This is a genomic window from Cellulomonas sp. Leaf334 (assembly GCF_001424195.1).
Classification (GTDB): Bacteria; Actinomycetota; Actinomycetes; order Actinomycetales; family Cellulomonadaceae; genus Cellulomonas.
This window is the reverse complement of sequence record NZ_LMOO01000009.1, coordinates 82,198-107,308: the sequence shown is the minus strand read 5'-3', so window position 1 is coordinate 107,308 and position 25,111 is coordinate 82,198. Positions and strand designations below refer to the sequence as shown.

18 protein-coding genes and 1 pseudogene are annotated in these 25,111 nt (G+C 73.1%); 5 read left to right on the top strand and 14 right to left on the bottom strand.

What is annotated here, in order from left to right; genetic code table 11:
* Window positions 1–592 precede the first annotated feature (592 nt).
* From ASF78_RS20990 to ASF78_RS20980, 3 genes are read right to left on the bottom strand one after another with little or no spacing between them, the layout of a single operon-like run.
* Complete coding sequence (locus ASF78_RS20990; protein WP_056594365.1) at window positions 593–1,531, bottom strand: tetratricopeptide repeat protein; 939 nt, start codon at window positions 1,529–1,531, stop codon at window positions 593–595.
* A 53-nt stretch (window positions 1,532–1,584) separates the two neighbouring features.
* A complete protein-coding gene (locus ASF78_RS20985) occupies window positions 1,585–2,592 on the bottom strand; it encodes a hypothetical protein (RefSeq protein ID WP_056594362.1) in 1,008 nt (335 codons plus the stop codon).
* On the bottom strand, window positions 2,589–4,283 hold the full coding sequence (locus tag ASF78_RS20980) for a hypothetical protein (RefSeq protein WP_056594359.1): 1,695 nt from the start codon (window positions 4,281–4,283) through the stop codon (window positions 2,589–2,591). The genes ASF78_RS20985 and ASF78_RS20980 overlap by 4 nt, the downstream gene beginning before the upstream one ends.
* 218 nt (window positions 4,284–4,501) lie before the next feature.
* Here ASF78_RS20980 and ASF78_RS20975 point away from each other — a divergent pair, with 218 nt between their 5' ends.
* Both ASF78_RS20975 and ASF78_RS20970 read left to right on the top strand, forming a co-directional pair.
* Window positions 4,502–6,763 carry a hypothetical protein gene (locus tag ASF78_RS20975; RefSeq protein ID WP_056594356.1) on the top strand — a complete coding sequence of 754 codons (2,262 nt, stop codon included), beginning with the start codon at window positions 4,502–4,504 and terminating at the stop codon, window positions 6,761–6,763.
* A 30-nt stretch (window positions 6,764–6,793) separates the two neighbouring features.
* A complete protein-coding gene (locus ASF78_RS20970; protein ID WP_056594353.1) occupies window positions 6,794–7,213 on the top strand; it encodes a hypothetical protein in 420 nt (139 codons plus the stop codon).
* A gap of 72 nt (window positions 7,214–7,285) precedes the next feature.
* Here the strand turns inward: ASF78_RS20970 and ASF78_RS20965 are convergent, their stop codons facing one another.
* The 5 genes from ASF78_RS20965 to ASF78_RS20945 form a co-directional block, all read right to left on the bottom strand.
* Window positions 7,286–8,065, bottom strand: a complete 780-nt coding sequence (locus tag ASF78_RS20965; protein ID WP_056594350.1) for an alpha/beta fold hydrolase — start codon at window positions 8,063–8,065, stop codon at window positions 7,286–7,288.
* Window positions 8,062–8,835 carry an alpha/beta hydrolase gene (locus ASF78_RS20960; RefSeq protein ID WP_056594345.1) on the bottom strand — a complete coding sequence of 258 codons (774 nt, stop codon included), beginning with the start codon at window positions 8,833–8,835 and terminating at the stop codon, window positions 8,062–8,064. The genes ASF78_RS20965 and ASF78_RS20960 overlap by 4 nt, the downstream gene beginning before the upstream one ends.
* On the bottom strand, window positions 8,832–9,689 hold the full coding sequence (locus ASF78_RS20955; RefSeq protein WP_056594342.1) for an HAD family hydrolase: 858 nt from the start codon (window positions 9,687–9,689) through the stop codon (window positions 8,832–8,834). Before ASF78_RS20955 ends, ASF78_RS20960 begins: the two co-directional genes overlap by 4 nt.
* Window positions 9,686–9,985, bottom strand: coding sequence for a hypothetical protein (locus tag ASF78_RS20950; RefSeq protein ID WP_056594339.1), 300 nt, complete (start codon window positions 9,983–9,985; stop codon window positions 9,686–9,688). Before ASF78_RS20950 ends, ASF78_RS20955 begins: the two co-directional genes overlap by 4 nt.
* Window positions 9,986–10,184: 199 nt before the next feature.
* Window positions 10,185–11,627, bottom strand: a complete 1,443-nt coding sequence (locus tag ASF78_RS20945; protein ID WP_056594336.1) for a GH1 family beta-glucosidase — start codon at window positions 11,625–11,627, stop codon at window positions 10,185–10,187.
* A 183-nt stretch (window positions 11,628–11,810) separates the two neighbouring features.
* Here ASF78_RS20945 and ASF78_RS22640 point away from each other — a divergent pair, with 183 nt between their 5' ends.
* Complete coding sequence (locus ASF78_RS22640) at window positions 11,811–12,431, top strand: YbhB/YbcL family Raf kinase inhibitor-like protein (protein ID WP_056594335.1); 621 nt, start codon at window positions 11,811–11,813, stop codon at window positions 12,429–12,431.
* Window positions 12,432–12,433: 2 nt separating this feature from the next.
* On the opposite strand, the gene ASF78_RS20935 is transcribed toward ASF78_RS22640, so the two are convergent.
* Both ASF78_RS20935 and yicI read right to left on the bottom strand, forming a co-directional pair.
* Window positions 12,434–13,009, bottom strand: a complete 576-nt coding sequence (locus tag ASF78_RS20935; protein ID WP_056594332.1) for a TetR/AcrR family transcriptional regulator — start codon at window positions 13,007–13,009, stop codon at window positions 12,434–12,436.
* 27 nt (window positions 13,010–13,036) lie between these two features.
* Window positions 13,037–15,304 carry an alpha-xylosidase gene (yicI, locus tag ASF78_RS20930; protein ID WP_056594330.1) on the bottom strand — a complete coding sequence of 756 codons (2,268 nt, stop codon included), beginning with the start codon at window positions 15,302–15,304 and terminating at the stop codon, window positions 13,037–13,039.
* A gap of 179 nt (window positions 15,305–15,483) precedes the next feature.
* On the opposite strand from yicI, the gene ASF78_RS22185 reads away from it, so the two are divergent.
* Complete coding sequence (locus tag ASF78_RS22185; RefSeq protein WP_082495284.1) at window positions 15,484–16,488, top strand: LacI family DNA-binding transcriptional regulator; 1,005 nt, start codon at window positions 15,484–15,486, stop codon at window positions 16,486–16,488.
* Between the two features lie 237 nt (window positions 16,489–16,725).
* Here ASF78_RS22185 and ASF78_RS20925 read toward each other — a convergent pair.
* From ASF78_RS20925 to ASF78_RS20910, 4 genes and pseudogenes are all read right to left on the bottom strand, one after another.
* Window positions 16,726–18,339, bottom strand: a pseudogene (locus ASF78_RS20925) (beta-galactosidase); the annotation flags it as partial.
* Window positions 18,340–18,449: 110 nt separating this feature from the next.
* Window positions 18,450–19,418: a carbohydrate ABC transporter permease gene (locus ASF78_RS20920; RefSeq protein WP_056594327.1), complete on the bottom strand. Its 969-nt coding sequence runs from the start codon at window positions 19,416–19,418 to the stop codon at window positions 18,450–18,452.
* The gene (locus ASF78_RS20915) at window positions 19,415–20,410 is read right to left on the bottom strand and encodes a sugar ABC transporter permease (protein ID WP_056594321.1); all 996 of its coding nucleotides are present in this window, start codon (window positions 20,408–20,410) and stop codon (window positions 19,415–19,417) included. Before ASF78_RS20915 ends, ASF78_RS20920 begins: the two co-directional genes overlap by 4 nt.
* Window positions 20,410–22,068 (bottom strand): extracellular solute-binding protein, encoded by a 1,659-nt coding sequence (locus tag ASF78_RS20910; protein ID WP_056594317.1) that lies wholly within the window; start codon window positions 22,066–22,068, stop codon window positions 20,410–20,412. The genes ASF78_RS20915 and ASF78_RS20910 overlap by 1 nt, the downstream gene beginning before the upstream one ends.
* A 248-nt stretch (window positions 22,069–22,316) precedes the next feature.
* On the opposite strand from ASF78_RS20910, the gene ASF78_RS20905 reads away from it, so the two are divergent.
* Complete coding sequence (locus tag ASF78_RS20905) at window positions 22,317–25,097, top strand: glycoside hydrolase family 3 C-terminal domain-containing protein (protein ID WP_056594315.1); 2,781 nt, start codon at window positions 22,317–22,319, stop codon at window positions 25,095–25,097.
* Window positions 25,098–25,111 lie beyond the last annotated feature (14 nt).

Genomic DNA, 25,111 nt, shown 5'->3' with positions numbered 1-25,111 from the left:
AAATGTCTACATGGCACCCCACCACCGAAGCAGCAGAGCAACCGACACACGAAATGGTCCCGATAAGGACCGTTCAGATTCGGCTGAATTTTGGTCCCGTCCCCCCACGGAGGTGGAAGAAACGACACCTATCTCAACCAAGACCCGACCACCCTCCAACACCCCACCTCGAACGAGGCAAGACACCATCAGATGACGAGCCATATGGCATCGACTATTTGGCACACTGTTGAGTTCTCAAGGAACAGACGCGCATCCTTCCAGGCCTTTCAACCTGTCCGGAGGCAACCGTTCTAACTTAGCGGAGCGGCCCTTCCCCGTCAAATCTCCTGGTCAGAGGAGATTCAGCTGGGGAGGAACCGTGGTTCCGCGTCCGGACACTCCAGGTGACCGACGATCTGGCCGCCGGTCGAAGAGTCCGAGGATGTCGCTCCGGGGGACCAGCCACTGCGGTGCGATCCGCGGTGTCCGTTCCTCCCTGCCGGGCGACATCGAGAAGATTACGCAGGCCTCGGCCCGAAGGGCAAATCCGTGCCCGGTGACGCGGGTCACGTGCCGATCAGGGCCCCGACCTGCGCAGACGTGCAGTCGCTCAGTACAGCGCGCTCGCCATCGCGCGGCGGGCCGCGATGACGCGGGGGTCCTCGCCCCCGATGACCTCGAACAGGTCGACCAGGCGGACCCGAACCCGCTCACGTTCCGGCCCGAACGTCGTCCGCAGGACGTCGACGAGGCGACCGAACGCGTCCTCCACCTTGCCGCCGAGGATGTCCAGGTCCGCGACCGCGAGCTGTGCGTCGACGTCCGTCGGGTCCGCCGCCGCAGCGGCACGGGCCGCCTGCAGGTCGAGGTCGCGCGTCCGGTCGAGCAGTCCCACCTGCGCCAGGCCGGCGCGCGCGAGCGAGTCGCGGGGGTTCTCCTTGAGCGCCTGCTCGTACGCGGCCGTCGCCGCGGCCAGGTCGTCGCGCTCGATCGCGTCGTAGGCCGCCTGGTGCAGCGGCGGGAGCTCGGGCTCCGGTTCCGGCTCGGTCGGAGCCTCGGAGTCGTTCGGCGCGGCCCGCCCGGTGATGCCGTTCGCCTCGGCTGCGGCGAGCACCTGATCGAGGACCGCGCGGACCTGGTCCCTCGGGTAGGCGCCCTGGAACAGCGGCAACGGCTGGCCCGCGAGGACCGCGACGACCGTCGGCACGCTCTGGGCCTGGAACGCCTGGGCGATCTGAGGGTTAGCCTCGGCGTCGATGCGCGCCAGCAGCCACCGGCCGGCGTCCTCGTCGGCGAGCGACGCCAGGTCGGCCGCGACGGTCGCGCTCGCCTCGCTCCGGGGCGACCACAGCACGACCACCACCGGGTGCTGGGTCGAGCTCTGCACCAGGTCGGGGAACGTCGTCTGGTCGACGTCCACCACGTACGCGCCCGGCGACGGAAGGCCGCCCGGGCTGCCCGGAGGCGGCGTCGCGGGACGGTTCAGGGTCGACAGGTCGACCGCTCCCCGCACGTCGAGGCGGGGACGGGGTCCGGTGGGCTGCGACATGCGGCGTTCTTCCTTCGGGGCCTGTGTCTAGGGTCGGCAGGACGGCGTGCGGGTCACTCGGCGGTCGCCGACGTGACGGCGTGCTCCGCTGCGAGCAGCTGCACGAGTGCGGTGCTGCCGGCAGGGGGCACGTACATGACGAGGACGTCGGTGAACGTGCGGACGAAGTTGCTGGCGGCGCTCTGCTTGCCGGTCAGCGCGGCGTAGAACGGGTCGGCGATCGGGATCGTCCCGCCCGCCACCGTCAGGGTCACCGTGGACACCGTCGTCAGCTGGCCGACCACGATCGCGCCGCCGTCGACAGTCTTGAGCGACACCACCGGGGCGGGCTCGGGCGTGTAGGTCTCGGTCGCCGAGCCGGCCGCCTGGACGCCGGCGACGGTCGCCGCCCGAGCAGCCTCGACGCTCGTACGGAAGGTGTCCGGCTGGAACGTCGCCGCGTACGGCGACGCCGTGCCGTTCGCCAGCACGTCCGCGTACTGGTGCAACGCCTCGGTGGGCGTCACCAGGAGTCCTGGCTCGTCGGGCGCCAGCACCTCGCTGCCGGTCTGCGGCGCTGCGGTCGCCGGCATCTGCACGCCCGCACCCATCCGTCCCCAGCCCCACAACCGGTACTGCTCGCGCGGCGCGGTCTGCTGCATGACGAGGATGCGCGGAGCCTGCAGGTCGTCAGGCTGCTTCGTGACGACCAGCTGGGTGCGCGGCCAGACGTCGGTCTGCGGCACGATCAGCACCTGCTCGTCCGTCGGGAGCGCGGTCGGCGGCTTGGCACCCGCCGTCGCGGTCGCGCGGGTGTACTCCGCCGTCCGCACCGCGAGCGCGGGACCTTCCACCCGCGGCGGCAGGAGTGCGGGGTCCAGCGTCGCGTCCGCGGCAGCGAGGACCTCGCCGACGTCGGTGAGGACGTCCTGGGACTGGTCCATCGTCGTCGCGGCCGGCGCGACGGCCGGGACGGGCTCCGGCTGGGCCTGCGGCAGCGGCGTGGCGCAGGCGCTGAGCCCGAGCACCAGCGCGCATCCCGCGGCGACGAGGAGCCGGCGGGCCCGTGGCGTGCGCGTCATCGCTGCTCCCCTCTCGTGTCCGTCTCGCTCTGCGGGCCGTCCGCGGTCCCTTCCGTCGGGGGCAGCCCCCAGGCGCGCCGCCAGGCGTCGGCCCGGGAGCCGGCGGTCGCCGGGTCGTCCGTCGACGGCGTCTCCGCTGCTGCGGGGCGAACCCACGTGGGCCGGCCTGCGTGCACCGACGAGTCGGGCCCGGACGGCGAGCCGGGACGCACGCGCGCACCGGGAGGCGGCGGGACCGCCGACCAGCCGGCGGGACCGGTGCGGTCCGCTCCGGTGACGGGCGCCGGGCCCGCTCCGGGCGCCGAGGTCGGCGGCGGTCCGGCCGTGCCCCGCACCCACGACGGTCGGCCGTGCGGCGCAGTCGATGCCTCGTCCGCCGGTCGGCCGGGACCTGTCGGGGCGCTGCCGCCGGGCGCAGGCGGAGCGCCGCCCGACCACCCGGGAGCCCTGCTCGGACCCGCGGGCGACCCGCTCGGGCGACCCGGGGCGCTGCTCGACCCGCCGGGCGCACCACCCGACCACCCAGGAGCACTGCTCGGTGCCGCGGGCGACCCGCTCGGGCCGACGGGGGTGCTACCCGGTCCCGCGGGCGCGCCGCTCGGCCGGCCGGGTGCCGGTGGCGGGGTTCCGGGTGCGCGGCCGGTCGTCGACGGGGTCGGAGCCCAACCCGGGGCGGGGCGCCCGCTCTCGGGTGCGGTGCCCGGCTGCGTCACGGGGATCGAGCCCGTGGGTGGGCGCAGCGCGCGACGGCTGGTCCCCGCACCTGCCGCGGACGCACCGGTCGGTACCGGGGCGCGCGACGGCTCGGCGGGGGCAGGTCCGGGCGCGGCTGCGGGTTCGGCGACCTGCGGGACCGGTCCGGACCGCGGCCGCGCGGCGTGCGACTGCGCGGCCTCGCGCATCTGCCGCCGCGTGAGCACGGGGATGGCGTCGATGTCGTCGCTGACCACCACCGCGGGGGTCGAGCCCGTGCTCACCGCGTGCCAGCGCGGCTCGTCGAGCCCCGCGCGTCGACGACGGGCGCCACGCAGCAGGAGCCAGGCGGAGACGAGCACGAGGAGGGTCCCGACCGCGACGCACGGCCACAGCCAGGGCGTCGTCACCACGCGCGGCCACGCCAGCGCGAGGGTGGGAGCGGACTCGCCGGTGCTGACGGCGAGCAGGCTCCAGCGACCCTCCTGAGCCGGCCAGACCAGCTCGGCCGACCCGGTGCCGGTCACCTCGGCGACCCAGAGGTCCGACCCGGTCGGGTCGGCCGCGGTCGGCGCTGCGTCCGTGGTGCCCTCGGTCGGGGTGGGCGCGGCTGCGTCCGCCGGTGCCGGCTCCGTCGCTGCGGGGTCCGTGGGTGCAGGAGTGGGTGGCGGAGCGGCGACGTCGTCGACCGCCAGCGTGTGCCAGCCGGACAGGCCCGTGACCTGCCCGTGCGCGTCGCTGCCCACCCAGCCCGCCACGTCCGTGTCCCGGCCGACGGCGAGGACGACCGTGCCGCCGTCGGGCACGCTCACCTTGACGGTCACCGGGTCGCCGCCGAGCTCCAGGACACCCGGGTCGGTGACGAGGGTGTGCGGACCGTCGGACGTCGTCGCGACGAGCACGTCGTCGGCTCGCCAGACCGTCGCGGACGCGATGCCGAGACCGATGACGACCAGTCCGACGACGCCGACGGCGGCGGTGGTCAGTCGCTTGAGCACGCAGGATCCTCCAAGGGCGGGGGCACCCAGGATAGGCAGAGGCACTCCCGACGACCGAACCGGGAACGAGTGGACGGATCCGCCCGAGCGTGCATACCTGGGCGTGCGTCCATCCGCGGCACCCTGAACACGCGTATCCTGACCGGCGGGCTCCGGAAGTCGACGAGCGCCTCGTCCGAGGCAGCTCCACGGAGCCACAGTGCCCAGGAGGACTGCTCGTGCCCGACGCCCGGACCCCCTTCCCCGTCGTCAACTTCCGCGGCTACGAACGCGAAGCTGTCGACGCTCGTATCACCGGGCTGGAGAAGGCTCTCGCCGACGCCCGCGCCCAGGTGGAGTCGCTCGACGGACGGGCCATGCAGGTGGCAGGCGAGCTGTCCGAGGCGCACCGCCAGCTGCGGGAGGCCGAACGGCCCACGTACTCCGGTCTGGGCTCGCGCATCGAGCAGCTCCTGCGCTCCGCGGAGGAGCAGTCTTCGGACGTCGTGTCCCAGGCGAACGCGCAGGCGGCCGACGCCCTGGCGCGCGCCAAGCTCGCCTCGGGGCAGCTGCGGGCCCGCGCGGAGAACGAGGTCGCCGAGGTCGTCGCCACCGCACGCCGGGAGGCCGACGAGGTCAAGACGACCGCTGCGGCGGAGGCCGAGAGCACGCTCCTGGCCGCGCAGCGCCGGGCGGAGGAGCTCGTCGGCTCGGCCGAGCGTGAGGCCGCTCGGATCCAGAGCGCGATCACGACCGAGGAGAGCGAGCGCCGCAGCTCGCTCGAGCGCGAGCTGGGCACGCTGCGCGCGAGCGTCGAGCACGAGGCCACGCAGCTGCGCATCGCGACGGAGCGCACCGCGAGCGAGCTCCGGTCTCGCTCCGAGACCGAGACGACCGCGCAGCGCGAGGAGGCCGAGCGGTACGCGCAGGACCTGCGCCAGAGCGCCGACGCGGACACCACCGAGCTGCGCCAGCGGGTCGAGGGCGAGCTGGCCGCCGCGCGGGGCGAGGTCGACCGGTACGTCGCCCAGCAGCGCAGCGACGTCGCGGCCGAGGTGGCCGCCGCCCGCCAGCAGGCGGCCGACGACGTCACCTCGCTGCGGGTGGCCACCCAGGAGTACGCGGACGGCCTGCGCGCCGCCGCGGAGCGGGACGCCGCCGCGCTGCAGCAGCGGGTCGCGTCCGAGGTCGCCGCGCTGCGGGTCGAGGCCGAGCAGTACGCGGCGTTCGTCCGCGCCCAGGCCGACCGGGAGACCGGCGAGCTGCGCGCGACGACGTCCGACGAGCTCGGCACCCAGCGCGCCGACGCCGAGCAGACCGTCCTCGCCCTGCGCGGCGACGCCGAGCGGTACGCCGCCGACCTGCGCACGCAGGCCGAGCGCGAGACCACGGAGCTGCGCGAGCGCGCCGCGCAGGAGACGTCGCACCTGCGTGACGTCACGACGCGCGAGGCGGCCGAGCTGCAGGAGGTCACCGAGCGCGAGACCTCCGAGCTGCGTGCGGCGGCCGAGCGGGAGACCGCCGAGCTGCGCGAGCGTGCGCGGCTCGAGGTCGAGCGGGCGATCACGGAGGCCCGCCGGTCGGCGGCCGTGGTGACCTCGTCGACGAAGGCCCACGCTGACGAGCTGATCCGGGACGCGGAGCAGCAGCTGGCCGACGCCGAGCTGAGCATCGCGTCGCGCCGTGAGGCCGCCGAGCGCGAGGACGCCGACCGGCACGAGACCGCGCGGGCGGAGACGGAGCGCCTCGTGCGCGACGCCGAGGCGCACGCGGCCGAGGCGGAGCAGCGCGTGGCGAAGGCCCTCGCGCAGGCCGACAAGGTGCGGACGGACGCCGAGCAGCACGCCAAGGAACTCCTCTCCAACGCGCGCAGGAACGCCGACCGCGTCGTCGCCGAGGCCCGTGAGCACGCAGAGAAGCAGATCTCCGACTCGATGATCGAGTCGGAGCGCGAGCGCACGACCGCGACCCGCCAGGTCGAGGACCTCAACCGCCAGCGCGAGTCGATCACGTCCTACCTCGACGAGCTGCGCAACCTTCTCGGGCACAACCCGGACCGGGCCACGCTCGAGCGGGCAAGCCGCGCGGAGGCCGCGTTCCAGGAGGAGCAGAAGTCGGCCCCCGGGGTGGCCTCCGTGCCCGAGCAGAAGTCACCGACGCGAGCAGCCGAGCAGAAGGCACCCACGCCGGCGGAGCAGAAGCCGGCCGACGCGTCGGCCGAGCAGGAGCAGAAGCCCGCGTCGTCGTCGAAGACCGAGGCCGAGCAGGTTCCTGTCGCGCCCGCCGGCAAGCCCGCCCGTCCGGCGACGCGGCCGACGAAGGCGCGTCCGGCGCCCGTGTCGGCGGCCATCCCGGTCGTCGCGGAGGCGCCGGTCGACGAGCCCTCCACGGACGACGCAGCGCAGGACGTCGCGACGGACGACGTCAAGGACGCTCCGCCGGCTGCCGATGTCCAGGGCGAGAAGCCCGCCAAGGACGACGCGGCCGCGTCGGCCCGCTGACGGGCGCCCCGCACAGAGGCCGAGGTAGGCGTGAGCGACGAGAAGGCTGCGCGCTGGCGCGAGGAACGGCGGGCTGCCGCGGAGGCGCACGGCGAGCTGCTGGCGAACCGGCAGCGCGCCGAGTCCGCCCAGGCGCAGGAGCAGATCGACGCGTTCCTGCGCCGGGCGCTGAAGGTCGGGCCGAGCCCTCAGCCCCTCACCGCGACCAGCTACGACGGTCGAGCCCGCTACAGGACGCCGCTGGTCGGGTGGTACCTGCGGCGCGACGAGACGGTCGCGATCGACACGGACGGGAAGTTCTACGTCCTGACGACGCCGTCGAGCCTCGCAGCCCGGTTCCGTGGCGTGACCCCGGCGCCGTCCGCTCCCCCGCTCGTCATCGGGGCCGGCGGCAAGGACGGCGAGTCGCTCGACATGTCGGAGGCGCTCGCGCGGGTGCTCGCGCGCTGACGGCTGCTCGACACCGGAGACCTTCGCCGCGTCGACTCGTCGGCCGCTGGGCCTGCCTCGCCGAGCCGGACGTCAGGTCGGGTCGGACGCCGCGGCGAGGTCGGCGAGCGCGGCCGCGACCGCGCCGGGCTGCTCGACGGCCGAGAGGTGGCCCGACTGCGGAACGACGACGAGACGAGCGCCGGCAGCCGTCGCGACGAGGTGCTCCGCCGCCTCGACCGGCGTGACGGTGTCCTCGTCGCCGACGACGACCGCGACGGGACCGCGGAAGGTCCGGAGCACGTCCGACCGGTCGGGACGCGCGGCCATCGCCCGCTGCGACCAGGCGATCCCTGCAGGTTCCTGCTGGTCGATCCAGGCCGCGACCTCGTCGGCGAGCTCCGGCCGGGCCACCCTCGTCGTCTCGCCCAGCAGCGAGGCCGCCATCGGCCGCACCGGGTCGACCGAGCCCGCCGACTCGGCCTCGTCCGCGATGCGCAACCGGTTGGCGCGCGCCTCGGGGGCGTCCGCGGTCGACTTGGTGTCCACGAGCGCGAGCCCGGCCACGAGCTCCGGGTGCCGCTCGAGGAGGGCCAGCGCGACGTAGCCGCCCATCGACAGCCCTGCGACCACCGCGTGCTCGACGCCTGCGGCGCGCAGCACCTCCGCGACCAGGTCGGCCGACACCTCGAGCGCGGGTTCCGGCAGGCCCGTCGCGTTCCCGGGCGTGCCGGGCAGGTCGACGGCGTGCACGGCCCGACCGGCGGGCAGCTCTCGAGCGACGTCGTCCCACATCCGGTGGTCGAGCGGGAAGCCGTGCAGCAGGACGAGCGGCAGACCGTCGCCCTCGGACCGGTACGTGTGCAGGCTCATGCGTCGTCCTCCGCTGTCGTGCTCGGTCCGGCCCACGTGCCGGGCAGCGGGACCGGGTGGTCCGGCAGCACGTGGGCGACGATCTCGTCCAGGACCCGCCGGACGGCGGACTCCCCGACCCACAGGTGCTTCGCGCCGTCGACGCCGATCACCTCGGCCTGCGGGACCCGGGCGAACCGTCGACGCGCCTCGTCCGGGCGCAGGTAGTCGTCGAGCTCCGGGACCAGCACGACGAGCGGCTTGCCGAAGGCGGCCCACGCGTCGAGGTCGGCGTCCGCGGCTCGGTGCAGCGGCGGCGAGAGCAGGATGGCGCCCTCGATCGACGGGTCCCGGCCGTGCATGAGCACGAGCTCCGTGCCGAACGACCAGCCGACCAGCCAGCGGTTCGGCAGGTCGTGGAACTCGGCGAACTCGATCGCGGCGTGCACGTCGAACCGCTCGGCGACCCCGCCGTCGAAGGCTCCGCCGCTGGTCCCCCGCGGGCTCGCCGTGCCGCGCGTGTTGAACCGGAGCACGGCCAGGTCCGCGAGCGCCGGCAGCCGCCACGCCGCCTTCCGGTAGACGTGGGAGTCCATGTAGCCGCCGTGCGTCGGCAACGGGTGCAGCGTCACGAGGGTCGCGGCGGGGGGTCCGTCCGCGGGCCGGGCGAGTTCGCCGACGAGGGTGACGCCGTCCGCGGTGTGCAGCTCGACGTCCTGGCGCACCGCCGGCAGGACGGTGAGCGACCGGATGGGGCTGGGGTCGGGTGTGTGCGTGGCGGGCGTGGTCATCGGGACGAGCCTAGGACGTCCTCGGCCAGCGCACCCGCGAGGTCCAGCACGTCGGCGACCCCGTCGTCGGCGTTCGACGCGCACCGCCGGGTCGCAGCGGCGGCGACGTCCGGGTGCGCGTTGGCCACGGCGAACGACGTGCCCGCCCAGCCGAGCATCGAGAGGTCGTTCGGGGCGTCGCCGACCGCCCAGACGTCCGCCGGGTCGATGCCCCGGGACGCCGCCCAGTCGGCGAGCGTCGTCGCCTTCGTGATCCCCGGACCGGAGATCTCTCCGAGGCCGTGCGCGCCCGAGTCGGCGACGATCGCCAGGTCCCCCACGACGGCGGCCAGCGCGTCGGCGTAGCCCTGCCCGGGTGTCCGAGCGGTGCGGACCAGCAGCTTGCAGGTGGAGGTGCCGAGGACGTCCTCGATGCGGTCGGCCGACGGGCTGCCCGATGGCACGGGGTGCAGGGAGCGGAAGCGGGTCTCGTGGGCGAACCCGCCGGCGCTCTCCGTGGCGAGGTGCACCTCGTCCGGACCGCCCCAGGCCGTGCGGATGCGGTCGGCGATGCGTCCCACCAGCGCGGAGGACATCCCTCGCTCCGCGAGCACGCGCCCTGTGCCCACGTCGAGCACCGCGGCACCGTTGAGGCAGATGGCGACGCCGTGGCCGGCCACGTGCGAGGCAAGGTCCTGCAGCCAGCGCGGCGGTCGGGCGGTCACGAACACGACCTCGACCCCGGCGTCGGCTGCCCGCAGGAGGGCCGCCGCGGTGCGCGGGGAGACGGTGCCGTCGGGGCGCAGCAGGGTGCCGTCGAGGTCCGTGGCGACGAGTCTGGGTGCCGACAGCGCGCGGGCCGGTGCGTCGGTCATCGGCGCGTCGGTCCGCGACGGGCGCGGGCCTGCCAGCAGGACGTGTGCCAGTGGCGGCGGTCGTCGAGCGCCTCGCCGAACAGGCCGTCGGTCCGCCATGCGACGACGTGGGCGGTGCCGGCGTTGACGAGCTGGTCGCACCCGGGACAGCGGTACTCGCGGTCGGAGCCGCGGACCTGCTGGACCGTCCACTCCCCGTCGGCACCCGACTCCGAGCGCCTGCCGCCGGTCGCCCGCTCGACGTCGAGCTCGACGTGCTCAGCCCCGTACGGCCGCTTGGTCGATCGTCGTCCCACCGCCCCATCCTCCCCCACCGCACCGGGACGTCCGCACCCGTGCAGCGGGGAGCCCACCGGAGTGCGGACGTCAGTGGCGGGGAGCTGGGACGTCCGCACTCGTACGGCGTTGAGCCCCACCGAGTGCGGACGTTGCGGGTGGGGGGACGCCGACGGCCGAGCACCCTGGTGGGGGGCTCGGCCGTCGGCGGGGGGTGGGTCAGAGGGCTGCCGACTCCGGGGTCGGGATCGTCTTCGTGCGCAGGAGCTCGCGGTACCAGAGGCCCGAGTCCTTCACCGTGCGCTCGAGGGTGTCGTAGTCGACGCGGACCACGCCGAAGCGGCGGTCGTAGCCGTAGGACCACTCGAAGTTGTCCATGAGCGACCAGACGAAGTAGCCGCGCACGTCGGCGCCGCGCTCGATGGCCTCACCGACGGCGTCGATGTGGTCGTGCAGGTACGCGACGCGGGCGGCGTCGTGCACGCGGCCGTCGGCGCTGACCTCGTCGTAGAAGGCGGCGCCGTTCTCGGTGATGGCCATGGGCAGGCTCGGGTAGCGGTCGCGGATCTCGAGGAGCAGGTCCACGAGGCCCTGCGGCTCGATGTTCCAGCCCATCGCGGTGTGCGGGCCGGGCTGCGCGAGCCACTCGACGGTGGTCGCGCCGACCCAGGGGCTGTTCACGGAGGACCGGTGGCCGTCGGGGCCGGGGGTGCCGTCGCCGCCGGCGGGCGTGCCGTGCTGCACGCGGCCGGTGGAGTAGTAGTTCACCCCGAGCAGCGCGAGGGGCACCTTGATGACGTCGAGGTCACCCTCGAGCACGAAGGACCAGTCGGTGATGTGCTCCGTGTCCGCGAACACGGCCTTCGGGTACTCGCCGTCCAGCATCGGGCCGAGGAACACCTCGTTGGCGATGGTGTCGATGCGGCGCTTGGCCTCGATGTCCTGCGGTGCGTCGGACGCGGCGCGCGTGACGTGCAGGTTGAGGGTCACCGAGATCGGCGTGTCCTCGCCCAGCACGTCCTTGATCGCCCGGCCGGCGAGGCCGTGCGCCAGGTTGAGGTGGTGGACCGCGGCGAGCGCGGTCGCGTCGTCGGTGACGCCGGGGGCGTGCACGCCCGACGCGTAGCCGAGGAACGCGGAGCACCACGGCTCGTTCAGCGTGGTCCAGACGTGGATGCGGTCGCCCAGGACCTCGGCGAGCTTGCGCGCGTACTCGCCGAACTGCACGGCGGTCTGCCGGTTGGCCCAGCCGCCCTCGTCCTCGAGCGGCTGCGGGAGGTCCCAGTGGTAGAGCGTCGCGACGGGCTTGATGCCGGCAGCGATGAGACGGTCGGCGAGGTCGACGTAGAAGTCGAGGCCGGCCTGGTTGAACTCGCCGGAGCCGGTCGGCTGGACGCGGGGCCAGGCGATCGAGAACCGGTAGGCCTGCAGGCCGAGGTCCTTCATGATCGCGACGTCCTGCGGCACGCGGTGGTAGTGGTCGGCGGCGACGTCGCCCGTGTCGCCGTCGAGCACCTTGCCGGGCGTGCGGGAGAACGTGTCCCAGATGGACGGGCCGCGGCCGTCCTCGTCGAACGCACCCTCGATCTGGTACGACGCCGTGGCCGAGCCCCAGAGGAAGTCGGAGGGGAACTGGCGTCCGGAGGGGCGCGAGGTCGTCATGGAGAGGTTCCTTCTGTCGGGCGGAGGTTCGACGGACCGTGGGAGCGCACCCATGCGGGGACCAACTGTCACGTCCAGAGAAGATCGAATCGATACGATACACGGTTCCGGTCCGCCGCAAAAGCCCGGTCGCTACTGTCCGTAACATTGTTACGTCCTGTCCTCGATCCCCCGGAGACCATCGTGCGCACCTCTCGACCCGTCCTGCTGTGCACCGCGTCGGCGCTCGCCCTCGCCGCCTGCAGCCAGCCCGCAGCCGTCCCGACGGAACCCTCCGCCCCCGCCGGCCCACCTCGGGTGTGGCCCGGGTGGGAGCCGTCCGAGCCCGACGGCGACCTGGTGCTCGCCAGCACCGACTTCACGGCCGGCGGTGACTTCCCGCGCAGCATCGAGCTGAGCGGCTACGGCTGCGCGGGCGAGAACGTCCGCCCCGAGCTGCACTGGGACGGCCTCCCGGAGGGCACCGAGAGCGTCGTCGTCACCTTCACCGCGGAGGGCGGCGGACCGCTCAACCGCTGGACGCTCGCGGACATCCCCACCGACGTCACGAACCTGCCCGCGAGCGCGGAGAACCCCGACGTCGGGACGATCGCCACGAACGGCATCGGCTGGGACAAGATGCTGGGCCCGTGCTCGAAGGAGGGCGAGCGGTGGGAGCTGTGGTTCACGGTGTACGCGCTCGACACCACGCTCGACATCCCCGAGGGGTCGAAGGGACAGGCCGTGATCGACGCGGGCGCCGGTCACGTGATCGAGGCCGCGGAGCTCACCGGGTTCCACGCCTACGAGGCACCCGCCGGCTGAGGTCAGACCGGGGAGGGCCCGGTGCGCAGCAGGGCGAGCACCCCGCGCTCGAAGCGGCCCACCGCCGCGTCCGCACCGGTGCTCGACGTGAAGAGCTGCAACATCACGTAGCCGTGCAGGAGGGCCCACAGCTGGTGGGCGGCATCGTCGACGTCCTCGTCGGCTAGGTCGGTGCGGACCAGGCGCACGCGGGCGACGAGGTCCGCGAACGTCGCCTCCGCGATCAGGATCGACGCGGCGCTCGGCTCGAACCGTGCCTGCGCGGTGACGAACATCAGCTGGTACTGCGTCGGGTGGGCCAGGGCCCAGTCCCAGTACCGCCGGCACGACTCCACCAGCCGCTCCACCGGGTCCGGCAGCGAGTCCGGCTCGGCCACATAGGCACCGAAGAGCGTGAAGCCGTCGGCGTACATCGCGTCGAGCAGACCGGTCTTGCCGCCGAAGTACGTGTAGATGCCCGTGGTCGAGCAGTCCGACGCCGCCGCCACGGCCCGGACGGTCAGACCACCCGTGCCGTGCTCGGCGAGGATCCGGACGGCGTTGTCGAGGATGCGCTGACGCTGGGGAGAGGCACTCACAGTGCGGTCACCCTAGCGTTTCGCGGGTCACGTCCCGATCGTCAGCGTCACCACGTCCTGGCCGGCGTCCGCGGTCGCCGTGGGACCGCCGGCCAGCGCGACCGACCACGGCGCGTCGGTCCCCCGCGCCTCGACCCGGACCGCCGACCCGTCCCGGGTCACGACGAAGCTGGCGTCCCCGACCCGGGTCACCGAACGGTGGCCGTCGGCGAGCTCGACGAGTCGCAGCGTGACACCGTCGGCCCACGCGTAGTCAGGCCGGTCCGAGCGCGCGCCGACGGGCAGCACGGTGTCCTGGCGGACGTAGACGGGCAGCGAGAGGTAGCCGTGCTTCTCGCGGACCCAGCGCGGGCCGGTCACCTGGTCACCCGTGAGCAGCGACGTCCACGTCCCGTCCGGCAGGTAGACGTCGACGTCACCCTCGGCAGTGAACACCGGGGCGACGAGGAGGCTCTCGCCGAGCATGTACTGGGTGTCGACGGTCGCCGCGCCCGGGTCGTCGGGGAACTCCAGCACCATCGGGCGCATGACGGGGACCCCGGACGTGTGGGCGTCCTGCCCCAGCCGTGCGAGGTAGGGCATGAGCGAGAGCTTGAGGCGGGTGAACAGCCGCGCGACGTCGACGGCCTCCTCGTCGAACGCCCACGGCACCCGGTAGGAGTCCGAGCCGTGCAGGCGGCTGTGCGACGAGAGCAGACCGAAGGCGAGCCAGCGCTTGAACACGGCCGCGTCGGGCGTGCCCTCGAAGCCGCCGATGTCGTGGCTCCAGAAACCGAAGCCCGAGGAGGCCAGCGACAGCCCGCCGCGCAGCGTCTCGGCCATCGACACGAACGTCGACTCGCTGTCGCCGCCCCAGTGCACCGGGAACTGCTGGCCGCCCGCGGTGGCCGACCGGGCGAACAGCACGGCCTCGCCCTCGCCGCGCTCGGCCTCGAGCACGTCGAACACGGCGCGGTTGTAGAGGTGCGTGTAGTGGTTGTGCATCCGCTCGGGGTCGGAACCGTCGTGCCAGACGACGTCGGTCGGGATCCGCTCGCCGAAGTCGGTCTTGAAGGAGTCGACACCCTGGGCGATCAGGTGCCGCAGGTAGCCCTGGTACCAGGCGACCGCGTCCGGGTTGGTGAAGTCGACGAGCCCCATGCCGGACTGCCACTGGTCGGTCTGCCGGACCGTGCCGTCCGCCCGGGTCACCAGGTAGCCGGCGGCGCGGCCCTCGTCGAAGAGCGCCGAGCGCTGCGCGATGTACGGGTTGATCCAGACGCAGACCTTCAGGCCCTTGGCGTGCAGGCGGGCGAGGAGGCCCTCGGGGTCGGGGAACGTCGCCGGGTCCCACGTGAAGTCGGTCCAGTGGTACGCCCGCATCCAGAAGCAGTCGAAGTGGAACACGCTCAGGGGCAGCCCGCGCTCGGCCATGCCGTCGACGAACGACATCACGGTTGCCTCGTCGTACTGCGTGGTGAACGACGTCGACAGCCACAGCCCGTACGACCAGGCCGGGACCTGCGCCGGGCGGCCGGTCAGCGCGGTGTAGCGCCGCAGCACGTCCTTGGGCGTCGGGCCGTGGATGACGTAGTACTCGAGGGACTCCCCCGCGACCGAGAACTGCGTGCGGGAGACCGCCTCGGAGCCGACCTCGAACGAGACGCGGCCCGGGTGGTCGACGAACACGCCGTAGCCCGCGTCGGACAGGTAGAACGGCACGTTCTTGTACGCCTGCTCGCTCGCGGTGCCGCCGTCCTCGTTCCAGATGTCGACGGACTGCCCGTTCTTCACGAACGCACCGAAGCGCTCGCCCAGGCCGTAGACGTGCTCGCGGACGCCCAGGCCGAGCTGCTCGTGCACGTACGCGTCGCCGCGGGCGTCCGTCACGACGCCGACCGAGCGGGCGGTCGACGAGGTCAGGACCTTCCCGTCGGCCTCGAACTCGACGTTCCAGGCGCCACGGGTCGAGATGCGGGCGGTCAGGGCGCCGGCGCGGAAGGTCGCGATGCCGTCCGCGGCGTCCTCGGCCTCGACGACCTTGACGTCGGCGGGGGTCCTGGTCAGCGCGAAGGCCGGGCCCCGGTCGACACCGCCGCGGTGGTGCTCGATGCGCACGCCGATCACGTCGTCCATCGGGCTGTGGAACGACACCGTGACGAGGGCCTTGTTGAGCGTGTCCCCGCGGGACGTGAGCGGCACCGTCGAGGCGTACACGGTCAGGGACTCCTCGCCCACCACCACGTCCGCGATCTCGCGCGGTCGCAGGACGGTGACGCCCGGGAGGTGCTGCCAGTAGCCGTCGGTGAACTTCATCGTGGCGCCTTCGCGTCGTGGGTCAGAGGACCGGTTCCTTCATCGAAGCGTTTCGATGCTGGTATTACGTTAAAGGGCAGCGTGAACGCTGTCCAGGATGGTGGAATGACGTCCGCCGTTTCGACGGCGGTTCGACTCGCTAGGGTGGCCCCGGCGGGTGTCGACGAGGGGATGACGAGATGGCGACGATCGACGACGTGGCACGCGTGGCGGGAGTCTCCGTGTCGACCGTGTCCTACACGTTCTCCGGCAAGCGACCCATCTCCGCCGAGACCCGTGCGCGCGTCGAGCGCGCCGTCCGCGAGCTCGACTACCGGCCGCACGCGGGCGCCCGCGCGCTCGCGTCGCAGCGCACGCAGGTCCTCGCGCTCATGGCGCCGCTGCGCGTCGACGTCAACGTCGGCGTGATCATGCAGTTCGTCACCGGCGTCGTCACGCGGGCGCAGTCGTTCAAGCACGACGTCCTGCTGCTCACCCAGGACGACCACGACGGGATCGAACGCGTCGCGGCCGGCTCGATGGTCGACGCGGTGATCATGATGGATGTCGAGGCCGAGGACCCCCGGCTGCCCATCCTGCGCAAGCAGCGCCAGCCCGCCGTGCTCATCGGCCTGCCCCGCGACGCCACCGGGTTCTCGTGCGTCGACCTGGACTTCGAGGCCGCCGGACGGGCCGCGGTGGCCCACCTCGCCGGGCTCGGGCACCGGCAGATCGCGCTCATCGGCTCCCCCCGGGCGGTGCTCAGCCGACGGACCACCTATGCCGCGCGCCTCGTGCGCGGGTTCACGCAGGAGTCCGCCCGGCTCGGCCTCGATGCCGTGTTCGAGACCTGCGAGTCCTCCCACAGCGGCGCCATCGAGGCCGTCGACCAGGTGCTCGCGACCCTGCCGGGCGTCACCGCCGTCATCGTGCACAACGAGGTCGCCCTGCCCGCGGTCCTCGAGACCCTGCGGTCCCGTGGCAAGGACGTGCCCCGGGACATCTCGGTGGTCGCCGTCTGCCCGGAGGACGTGGCCCTCGGGCAGACCGAGGCCCTCACCGCGGTCGACCTGCCCGCGCACACCATCGGCAGCGTCGCCGTCGACATGGCGATCGGCCGGCTCACCGGGGACCAGCCCGCCGAGACCCGCCTCCTCGCGCCCGTCCTGACCACGCGCAGCAGCACCGCTCCCCCGCCGCGCTAGCACCGCGGCGCCGCCGGCCGGCAGTCGCAGCAGCCCGTCGACGTCGGTCTGCGCCAGCAGGTCGCGGCCCGTCCAGACCAGCTCCGCCACCGACTCCCCGTGGTTGAGCACGAACAGCAGGCCGCCCCGCAGCGCGACCTCGACACCGTCGGGCACGGTCGGGACCGGGGGCACCACGCCCGCCGCGGCGACGCAGTCCGCGACGATCGCGGCGAGCACCGGTGCGGGTGGCACGGTCGAGACGTACCAGGAACCGCCGTGCCGGAGGACCGCCGGACGACCGTCGAGGCCCGCACCCGCGTAGGTGGCGAGGACCTCGGCACCCTCCGCCGTCAGGTGCTCCGACCAGAGGGACGCGGTGAACGCGCCGTAGCGCTCGGAGCGCACCGGCACGCCGGTCGTGGGCAGCGGGCGGTGCTCCTCGCCGGACACGCCGAGCACGTCGGCCCACGGCACGGGGAAGCGGCCCTGCCGGATGCGCTGGTCCTCGTCGGCGATGCCGCTGAACGGCCCGACCAGGAGGGTCCCGCCACGCTCGGCCACCCGCGCCAGGTTGGCGGCGTCGGCGTCCGACACCAGGTGCAGCAGCGGGACCACCACCAGGTCGTACCCGTCGAGGTCGGCCCCCGGCGGGACGACGTCGGTCGCGATGCCCGCCCGCCAGAACGGCTCGTGGTAGGCCGCGAGCTGGTCGGGGACGCGCAGGTGCGTGCTCGGCACCGAGTCCGCCTCACCGGCCCAGAGCGACGGCCAGTCGAAGACGAGCGCGACGCGCGCCTCCACCGCGGTCCCGACGACCGCCCGCAGCCGGCCCAGCAGCTGGCCCTGCCCGCGGACGGCGCGATGCAGGTCCGTGTCCGGGCCGGCGTGCGGGAGCATCGCCGAGTGGAACCGCTCGGACCCCTGCGCCGAGGCCCGCCACTGGAAGTAGCAGATCGCGTCCGCGCCGTGCGCGACCGCCCGCAGCGAGTCCCGCAGCATCCCGCCCGCAAGCTTGGGCAGGTTGTGCGGCCGCCAGCTCACGGCGCCGGCAGCCTGCTCGAGCAGCGCCCACGGGCGGCCGCCGCCGACCCCGCGGGTCAGGTCGTGGGTCAGGGCAGCGCGCGCGGGCGCCGACGGGTCGGCCGGGTCCGCGTAGTGGTCGTCAGCGACGACGTCGAGGTCGTCGGCCCAGGAGAACTGGTCGACCAGCGGGAAGAAGCCCATCGCGTTGGTCGTCACGGGAGCCGACGACGACGCGCGGATGATCTCCGCCTGCAGGCGGTACACGTCCCGCAGCTGGTCGGACGTGAACCGCCGGAAGTCGAGCAGCTGCGTCGGGTTGTGCACGTACGGCGCGACCCGCGGCGGCACGATCTCCTGCCAGTCGCCGTACCGCTGGCTCCAGAACGCGGTCCCCCAGGCGCGGTTCAGGGCGTCGAGGTCGCCGTAGCGCGTCTCCAACCACGTGCGGAACCGGTCGGCGCACAGGTCGCAGAAGCACGCCTGGCCGAACTCGTTGCCGACGTGCCACATCGCGACCGCGGGATGGCCGGCGTACCGGTCCACGAGCGCCCGGACGAAGCGCGCGACCCGGTCGCGGTACACCTCCGACCCCGGGCAGAACTGGTTGCGCGAGCCGACGCTCATCCGCACGCCCGAGGCGTCCACGGCGGACGTCGTCGGGTCCAGCCGGGCGAGCCACGGCGGCGGGGACGCGGACGGCGTCGCGAGGTCGACGGCGATCCCGCCCTCGTGCAGCAGGTCGAGCACCTCGTCGAGCCAGTCCCAGCGCAGGTCGCCCGGGCTGGGCTCGAGCGTCGCCCACGAGAACACGCCGACGGTCACCAGGGTGACGCCGGCCTCGCGCATGAGGGCCACGTCCTCGCGCCAGACGTGCGGGGGCCACTGCTCCGGGTTGTAGTCGCCCCCGTACAGGATCCCGCGGTCCCGGGTCAGCGCCTCGAACGGCTGCACGCTGGTCACCCCTTGATCGCGCCGAAGATCACGCCCTTGGTGAAGTGTCGCTGCACGAACGGGTACACGAGGAGGATCGGCACGATCGCGAGGACCATCACCGCCATCTTGATGGGAAGACCGGTCACCGCGCCCGTCGCCACGTCGACCTGCCCGACACCGCTGCCCGGCAGGGTGACGCCCTGCAGCACGTACGACCGCAGCACCAGCTGGAGGGGCCACTTCGCGTTGTCGTTGATGTAGAGGATCGCGTTGAAGAACGCGTTCCAGTAGCCGACGCCGTAGAAGAGGGCGACGACGGCGATCACCGCGCGCGACATGGGCAGCACGATCCGGCCGAGGATCCGCCAGTCGCCGGCGCCGTCGATGCGGGCCGCGTCGAGGATCGAGACGTCGATGCCCATGAAGAAGTTGCGCAGGATCAGCACGTTGAACGCCGACACCGCCCCGGGCAGGATCAGCGCCCAGTAGCTGTTGATCAGACCCAGGGAGCTGACCAGCAGGTACGTCGGGATGAGACCGGCGCCGAAGAACATCGTGATGAGGAAGACGAACAGGATCGGACGGTGCGCGAACGACCCCGGCCGGGAGAGCCCGTAGGCGCCCATCACCGACACCGTGGTGGACAGCACGGTGCCGACGACGGTGATGAACGTGCTCACCAGCGCGGCGCGCGCGACGATCCCGCCGCCGAGGATCTGCGTGTAGGCGTTGATCGTCAGCTCGCCCGGCACGGTCACCAGGCCACCGACGCGGATCGTCTCGGCCTGCGTCGACAGGCTCGTGAGGATGACGGTGTACAGCGGGAAGACGACCGCCAGCACGACGGCCGCGAGCACGATCACCTTGAGGGCCTGTCCGCCGATCGACGGGCGACCCTCCCAGGCGGGACGGTGCTTCGACCGGCGCTGGCGCCGACGTGGTTGCGGCAGGACCACCGCCTCGGCAGAGATCTCCGGTGTCTGTCCACTCATGCGCGCTTGTACACCCCCGACTCACCGAACACGTGCGCCAGCTTGTTCGCACCCAGGACGAGCGCGAGGCTGACCACACCCTTGACCAGCCCCGCCGCGGCGGCGAAGCTCCAGTCCCCGTAGACCACGCCCTGGAAGTAGACGTAGGTGTCGATGACCTCGGAGACACCCGCACCGACGGCGTTGCGCTGCAGGATCAGCTGCTCGAACCCGACGGTCAGCGCGTCGCCGAGCCGCAGGATCAGCAGCAGGATGATGACCGGGCGCAGCGCGGGCAGCGAGATGTGCCACATGCGCCGCCACCGGCCCGCCCCGTCGACGGCGGACGCCTCGTACAGCTCGGGCGACACCGTGCTCAGGGCGGCGAGGAAGATGATGATCCCCCAGCCCGCGTCCTTCCACACCGACTGCATGGTGATCAGGACGAGGAACGTGTCCGGGTTGGTCATCATGTCGAACCCGGAGCCCAGCCCGTGGTTGCTCAGGGTCTGGTTGATCAGCCCCGCACCGCCGAAGATCTGCTGGAACACCGTCACCACGAGCACCCACGAGAAGAAGTGGGGCAGGTAGACGATCGACTGGATGGTGGTCCGGACCGAGGGCGTGATGACGCTGTTGAGCAGGAGCGCCAGCAGGATCGGGATGGGGAAGAAGAACACGAGCTGGAACGCCGTGATGATCAGCGTGTTCTCGACCGCGTTGACGAACAGCGGGTTGGTGAACACCCGCTCGAAGTTGGCCCAGCCGACGTACGGACTGTGCAGGAACCCCGTGTACGGCGAGTAGTTCTGCCACGCGATGACGTTGCCCAGCATCGGGACGTACGCGAAGACGCCGAGCAGCAGGATCGCGGGCGTGACCATGATCAGCAGCGACCGGTCGCGCTTGAGCCGCACGCGCCAGCCGATCTTGCGGGTGGGTACGGGCGCTGGGGGCGCCGCCTCCCCGGGAGTCACAGGGGGGCGGCGCCGGACCAGCTCGGACAAGGACATCAGCTCTGCTGGTCCAGGATGTCCTGGTAGAACGCCCGGAGCTCGTCGCCACCGGCCGAACGCCACTCCTCGACGGCCGCGTCGAGGTCGTCGAGGCTCTTGCGCCCGCGGGAGATGTCCTTTTCCAGGTCCACGAACGGCTGCCCGATCGAGGCGTACTGCTGGGGCTCGACGATCTGCTGCGCGTAGAACAGCGGGTCCGTCGTGTACTCGGCCGCCTTCGCCTTCCACTCCGACGCCGCCTTCACGTACCCCGGGTACTGCACGTGCGTCTCGGAGATCGGCGGGTCGACCAGGAAGATGTACGTCGGCTGCAGCTCGGTGGCAGCCAGCTCGGTCGGCACCGGGAGCCCGTCGTCGCCGCGCGTGTAGTGCACGCCCTCGACGCCGTTGTTGATGGTGTCGTACTCGGTGGTGCCGTACGGCGCCGCGAGCACGTTGGCCATCGCGAGGAGCTCCTTGATCTTCGCCTCGTCGTCCGTCTTCTTGAGGAACGAGAAGATGTTCGCCGGGTTGCCCTTCCAGAGCACGGGCGTGCCACCGTCGGCCGCGAACGGGTCGAACGGCTGCTGCCAGTACTCGGGGTTGCTGGCGAGGTTGTCCCGCATCGCCTCGTGCCACCCGCCGACGCCGTCGTTGGCGATGAGCGACTTGCCGGACTGGAACCGCGCCTTGGCCTCGCCGGACAGGTCGGCCACGGCATCGGGGTGCACGGCGCCGCTCGCGAACAGCTCGGCGTTCCAGGCGAGCGCCGCGCGGTACTCCTCGGTCTCGACGCGGTGCACCAGAGCGTCGCCGTCGAGCTTCCACTTCGGCGGCACGGCGTGGATGATCGCCGCCGTGTTCCACAGGTCCTCGGCGCCCCACACGCTGCCGCCGGTCAGCTCCTTGGCCAGGTCGAGCAGGTCCTGTCCGTTCGTGACGGCCGGGGTGATGCCGAGGCCGTCGAGGACGTCGCGACGGTAGAAGATCGCGTCCGTGATGACCTCGCCCGGGAACGGCAGGCCGTAGAGCCTGCCGTTGAAGACGCAGAACTTCCACGCGTCCGAGGAGATGTTGGCCAGGTTCGGGTACGGCGTGACCTTGTCCCCCGCGAGGAACGGGGTGAGGTCCTGGAAGACGTTCTCGACGATCTCGGAGCCGAAGCGCGGGGGCAGGTTCCAGGTGGGGATGGACACCCAGTCGGGCACGTCCTTGGCGGAGGCCAGCACCGTGGCCAGCTTGTCGCCGTAGACGTTGCCGTCGGTGATCTGGAACTGGATGTCGGACCCGAGCAGGCCGTTCACGGCCTCGTAGTACTTGTTGCCCTTGGTGGGCGGGATGGTGCCCCACAGCGGGGTCATCGCGGTGTAGACGACGCCGGTGCCCGGCGCGTCCTTGACGGACTGCACGAGCTCGGACGGGATCGTCTCGTACCCCGGGACCGAGCCGTTGACGCTCGGGTAGTCCGGGTCGATGTACGTGACCGGGATGTACTTGGGGATCACGTCGCCCGCGGCCGCCGCGGGGTTCGTCGCCGACGGGGTCGGCGTGGTCGAGCACGCTGTCAGGAGACCGGGGATCCCGACGACGGCCGCGCCCGTCGCGATCAGGCCCAGGAACCGGCGGCGGTCGACCGCATGGTCGCCCAGGCGGCCGAAAGTAGGCGTGGCGTTCATCTGCGTCCCTTCACTTCCTCGTGGAGATCGCGTCGAAGCGGTTCGACGGCGAGACTCTATGGTCTTGTCCCGGGGGAGGCAAGGCCTGGGAGCCATGGATCGGCACTTGCGACAAACAGGGCCGTCAAGCACCATGAATGCCGCACGATGCCTGTTCGCGCGCCGTCGAACCATCATCGAATCGGTTCGACGTTTGCGGCCTTAAACGATTCACATCCTGTCCTGAACCACTCGACGACGAGGACTCCGTGGCCGACCACTCCCTTCCCGACCGGCCGTCCCCGACAAGCGCCGGCGCCCCCGCGCGACCGTTCGCCGCACGCGCCCGGGAGCTGCTCGACCAGCTCACGCCCGGCGAGCGGCTCGCCCTGCTGCACCAGCACGCCGCGCCGGTCCCCCGCGTCGAGCTCGGGCCGTTCCGCACCGGCACCGAGGGCCTGCACGGGGTCGCGTGGCTCGGCACGGCGACCACGTTCCCCCAGCCCGTCGGGCTCGCGGCCACCTGGGACGCCGAGCTGCTGGAGCGCGTCGGAGCCGCGGTCGGCACGGAGGTCCGGGCCAAGCACGCGGCCGACCCGACGGTCTCGCTCAACGTGTGGGCGCCCGTCGTCAACCCGCTGCGCCACCCCCGCTGGGGCCGCAACGAGGAAGGGTTCTCCGAGGACCCGCACCTCACCGCGCACCTCGCCACCGCGTACGCCCGCGGGCTGCGCGGCGACCACCCGACGTACTGGCGGACGGTCCCCACGCTCAAGCACCTGGTCGCCTACGGGAACGAGACCGACCGCAGCGTCACCAGCGCGCAGCTCTCCCCCCGGGTGCTCCACGAGTACGAGCTGCCCGCGTTCCGCGGCCCCATCGAGGCCGGGGTGGTGGGCGCCCTGATGCCGTCGTACAACCTCGTCAACGGCCGCCCGAACCACGTCGCCCGTGAGCTCCTCGACGAGGTCCGCGGGTGGACACCGGCGTCCCTGTTCGTCGTCTCCGACGCCGGCGCCCCCACCAACCTCGTCGTCGGTGAGCGCTACTACGACGACCACGTCGAGGCGGCGGCCGCCGCAGTCCGGGCCGGGGTGGACTCGTTCACCGACCACGACGCCGACCCGACCCGGACGATCGCGCACCTGAGCGCCGCCCTGGAGCGTGGCCTGCTCGACCAGGCGGACGTCGACCGCGCCGCGCTGCGCCAGCTCGAGCTGCGCCTCGCGACCGGCGAGCTGGACCCCGCGCTCGACCCGTGGGCGTCCATCACCGCCGCCGACCTCGACCTGCCCGCCAGCCGGGCGCTCGCCCGCGAGGCCGCGACGCGCGCGGTCGTCGTGCTGGAGAACGACGGCGTGCTCCCCCTGCGACCCGGTGCCCGCGTGGCCGTCGTCGGACCGCACGCCGACCAGGTCCTGGCCGACTGGTACTCGGGCACCCCGCCCTACACGGTGTCGATCGCCGAGGCGCTCGCCCCGGCCCACGTGGTGACCGGTGCGGACACCGTCGCGCTGTGGTCCCGCACCACCGGCGCCTACGTGGACGCGGGTGCCGACGGGACCCTCGTCGCGACCTCCCGCACCGCGGCCCACCATGACGTCACCGACTGGGGCGAGGGCATCCTCACGCTGCGCTCCGCCGCGTCCGGCCTGCTCTGGACCGGAGCCGGCTGGATCCTGCGCGCGGACGCGAGCAGCGTGCACGGGTGGGTGGCGCAGGAGAGCTTCCGGGCGCACCGGCACGACGACGGCTCCGTCTCGCTGCAGCACGCGGGCTCCGGCCGGTGGCTGATGGTGCAGCGCGACGGCGGGGTGCTCGTGGCCGACGCCCCCACGGCCGCGAGCGCCGAGCGCTTCACGCTGCGCACGGTCGCGTCCGGGACGGCCCGCGCGGTGGACGCCGCACGGGATGCCGACGTCGTCGTCCTCGCGGTCGGCAACGACCCCCACCTGCTCGGCCGCGAGACGGAGGACCGCCCGCACCTGCGGCTGCCCGAGTCGCAGGCGGAGCTCGCCCGTGCGGTGCTGGAGGCCAACCCGTCGACCGTCCTCGTCGTCGTCTCGTCCTACCCGTACGTGCTCGGCGCGCTGGGCGACGAGGCCGCGGCAGTCGTCTGGACCGCGCACGGTGGCCAGGAGCTCGGCCACGGCGTCGCGGACGTGCTCCGGGGCGACGCCGAGCCGTACGGGCGGCTGGCGCAGGCGTGGCCCGAGGCCGAGCAGGACGCCGGTGACCTGCTCGACTACGACGTCATCGGCGGCGGCCTCACGCACTGGTACGCGCCGCGGCCCGCCCGGTGGGCGTTCGGTCACGGGCTGAGCTACTCGACCGTCGCGTTCGAGGCGATCGACGAGGTGGCCGGGTCGGTCCGCGTGACCGTCCGGAACACCGGAGACCGGCCCGTCGACGAGCTGGTCCAGGTCTACGCCGCCGCCCCGGAGCACCGGCTGCCGGTGCCGCACCGCCGGCTCGTCGCGCACCGGCGCGTCCGGCTGGCGCCCGCGCAGACCGCCGTGGTCGCGCTCGACGTCGCCGCCGACGCGTTCGCGGTCTGGGACGTGACGCGCGGCCGGTTCGTCGTCGAGCCCGGCCGGTACGAGCTGCACGCGGGACCCTCGTCGGCGGACCTGCCTCTCGTGATCCCGGTCGACGTCCCCGGTGAGCCCGTCCCCGCGCGCTCGCTCGACGCCTGGGTGCGGGCGATCGACCACGACGACCGCGAGGACGTCACGTTCGCCGAGCACACCCGCGAGACCGGCGACGCCCTGGAGGTCACGCGCGGCCGACGCAGCGGCTGGGTGCTGTTCCGGGCGGTCGACCTGACCGGCGTCGGCCACGTCGAGCTGACCGTGGCGCGGGGCGGGTCGGTGCGGGTCGAGGTGCGCGACGGGCGCGGCTGGCGGCTGCTGGGCACGGCGTCGGCGCCGTCGGGCGGCCGGTACGACTGGTCGAGCGTGGAGCTGCCCGTGGCGGCCGACGGCGTGCACGACGTGCGCCTGGTCCTCGTCGGGGAGATCCGGCTCGGATCGCTCCGGGGCCGCGTCTGACGCCACTACGGTGG